This is a genomic window from Actinomycetota bacterium, assembly GCA_018830725.1.
Taxonomy (GTDB): domain Bacteria; phylum Actinomycetota; class Humimicrobiia; order JAHJRV01; family JAHJRV01; genus JAHJRV01.
In genome coordinates this window covers 1-2,851 of record JAHJRV010000128.1, presented here as the reverse complement: position 1 = coordinate 2,851, position 2,851 = coordinate 1, and the positions used below count along the sequence as shown (strand labels likewise).

Below are 2,851 nucleotides of genomic sequence, written 5' to 3'. Positions count from 1 at the left end.
ATAATAAATTGTAAATATTCAGCGAATACCATCATTGTAAACAATTTTTAATATGTCATTGCGAGGGACAAAGTCCCGAAGCAATCTCAATATTATGCATTTTATCCTGATAAATTTTTAAAAAAGAGGTGTAACAATGATAAAGAAGATAATGGTAATTGGTGCTGGACAGATGGGTTCAGGGATAGCACAAGTCTGTGCACAATCTGATTTTGGTGTTTTAATATATGATATTGATGAGAAATTCACAAAAGGGGCAATTCAAAAAATAGATGCTTTCTTATCTAAAGGAGTTGCAAAAAGCAAATTAACTGAAGAAGAGAAAAATAAAGCACTTAGCAAAATTATGACCACCTTAAATTTGTCTGATGCAAGTGATGTAGATTTTGTTATTGAAGCAGCTCCTGAGAATATTGATTTGAAAAAGAAAATATTTTCAAAATTAGACGAAATTTGTCCCCAAGAAACCATTTTATCCACAAACACTTCATCATTATCGATAACTGATATTGCATCTGCAACTAAAAGACCAGAAAAGGTTATTGGAATGCATTTTTTTAATCCAGTTCCGCTTATGAAATTAGTAGAAATAATCTGTGGACTTGAGACTTCCAGGGAAACATTTAATAAAACTGAAGAACTTGCTATTAAATTGGGGGAAACTCCAGTTGAAGTTAAGGATTTTCCTGGGTTCGTTTCCAATCGTCTATTGATGCCAATGATAAACGAAGCTGTATATGTTTTTATGGAGGGTATTTCATCAGCTGAGGATATAGATACAGTAATGAAATTAGGAATGAATCATCCAATGGGTCCATTAGAACTTGCGGATTTAATTGGTCTTGATACTTGCCTGGATGTTATGGAAGTTCTTTACAAGGGATTTAAAGATTCAAAATATCGTCCATGTCCATTGTTAAAAAATATGGTTAATTCAGGTAGGCTTGGTCGAAAAACTGGTAAAGGTTTTTATGAATATTAATTAGAGATTGTACAGTTTATACTTAGTGAGATAGAAAGGAGCGCAACTCTTATCACCTAATTTTTTAAAGGGTGAATAAGCTTTATTTTTAATATGAAGAAAGATAAATTAAAAGAGGGTTTAATACAAGTATATACAGGAAATGGCAAGGGTAAGACAACAGCTGCACTGGGATTAGCTTTAAGAGCTATCGGACACGATTTGAAAGTAATCATTATTCAGTTCATGAAAGGAAGTAAAGATTATGGTGAGGTTAAAGCCATTAATAAATATCTTCCTCAGATAAAGATTGAGCAGTTTGGCTTAACAACATTTGTAAATAAAAATAATCCATCCAAAGAAGATATAGAACTCGCACAAAAAGGACTTAAGAGAGCAAGAAGAGCAATGCTCAGCCAATTATATGATTTAGTTATTTTGGATGAGATAAATGTGGCTATGGACTTTAATCTCATTTCATTGAAAGATGTATTAGAGTTAATTGAAGATAAACCACCAAATGTGGAACTTGTTCTGACAGGTAGATATGTTCCAGAGGAGATAATAGAAAAAGCTGATTTAGTATCGGAAGTCAAAGAAATAAAACATTGGTTTGCAAAAGGAGTAGATACAAGAAAAGGAATTGAATATTAAATATAAACATTTGTTATATTTGTAGATTATGAAAATGTTGTAACGAAATAGAGAATAGAATAATGAAAATAGAAGATAGAATGAGTAAATTAACAGAAAAACTTCTTAAAGGTGATAAGTTAGCTGCTGCTAAGCTAATATCAATGATCGAGGATAAACCAGATGAAGCTGTAAAAGCAATGCAGATTATCTATCAACATACTGGTAAAGCACATATCATCGGAGTAACAGGAGCGCCTGGTGTTGGTAAGAGCAGCTTAATAAACCATCTTATAAAGAAATTTAGAGCAGAAAATCTTAGTGTTGGTGTTATTGCAGTAGATGCAACCAGTCCTTTTACAGGTGGTGCTGTTTTAGGAGATAGAATAAGAATGCAAGAACATAGTACTGACCCAGAAGTTTTTATAAGAAGTATGGGAAGTAGAGGTCATCTTGGTGGAATAGCACTTTCGACTCAAAAATCAACCAGAGTACTTGATGCTATGGGTAAAGATATTATTTTGGTAGAATCTGTAGGAGTAGGACAGGTTGATATAGCAATTGCTAATGTGGTTGACACAGTATTGTTAGTGCTAACACCGCTAATGGGTGATGCTATCCAAACAATAAAAGCAGGAGTAATGGAAATTCCAGATATATATGTAATAAATAAATCAGATTTACCTGGAATAAATATAGTAGAAAATGAAATCAAATCAATGCTTAAATTAAATACCAGTGAAAAAGATTGGGAACCCCCAGTAGTTAAGACCCAATCACTAACTGGAGAAGGTTTTAATATACTTTTAACTAAAATTAATGAACATTGGAAATTTCTAAACAAAAATAATAGATTAAAATCAAAAAGATTAAAACAAGCTGAGATAGAGGTTCTAGAAACCTTATCAGAGCAGATAAAGAGTAAAACTTGGAAAGAAATAAAAGAGATTAAGGATTTTAAAGAAATCATAAAGAAGGTTTCAGAAAGAAAAATAGACCCTCAACAAGCTGTTTATATACTAATGGAGAAAATAAAATAAACAATAAATGTCATTTCTGTATGTCAAGTTTCTATTTAATAAAAGCTAATGGGTTGCCCTACTATACCCTCTCCCCTGGTGGGAGGGGGTAGGGGGAGAGTAAAATACCTGCAGAAATATACCATAAATCTTTAAATATAAATTAATTTACAAAACATTTTAAAAGATAAAAAAATGAAAATTTATGATTTTTTAACTAAGTCTCAATTAAATCGGT

At 31.7% G+C, this 2,851-nt stretch carries 3 protein-coding genes; all 3 read left to right on the top strand.

The window, feature by feature from the left end; all coding sequences use genetic code 11:
• Positions 1-139: 139 nt before the first annotated feature.
• The 3 genes from KKC53_06085 (at position 140) to meaB (ending at position 2,634) form a co-directional block, all read left to right on the top strand.
• Positions 140-982: a 3-hydroxybutyryl-CoA dehydrogenase gene (locus tag KKC53_06085; GenBank protein MBU2598719.1), complete on the top strand. Its 843-nt coding sequence runs from the start codon at positions 140-142 to the stop codon at positions 980-982.
• 93 nt (positions 983-1,075) lie between these two features.
• Positions 1,076-1,615, top strand: a complete 540-nt coding sequence (gene cobO / locus KKC53_06080) for a cob(I)yrinic acid a,c-diamide adenosyltransferase (protein ID MBU2598718.1) — start codon at positions 1,076-1,078, stop codon at positions 1,613-1,615.
• Positions 1,616-1,677: 62 nt separating this feature from the next.
• Positions 1,678-2,634: a methylmalonyl Co-A mutase-associated GTPase MeaB gene (meaB, locus tag KKC53_06075; GenBank protein MBU2598717.1), complete on the top strand. Its 957-nt coding sequence runs from the start codon at positions 1,678-1,680 to the stop codon at positions 2,632-2,634.
• The last annotated feature ends 217 nt before the right edge of the window (positions 2,635-2,851 follow it).

Coding starts and splice junctions, on each gene's coding strand:
- cobO (MBU2598718.1), top strand. CDS start 1,076: ATGAAGAAAGATAAATTAAAAGAGGGTTTAATACAAGTATATACAGGA.
- meaB (MBU2598717.1), top strand. CDS start 1,678: ATGAAAATAGAAGATAGAATGAGTAAATTAACAGAAAAACTTCTTAAA.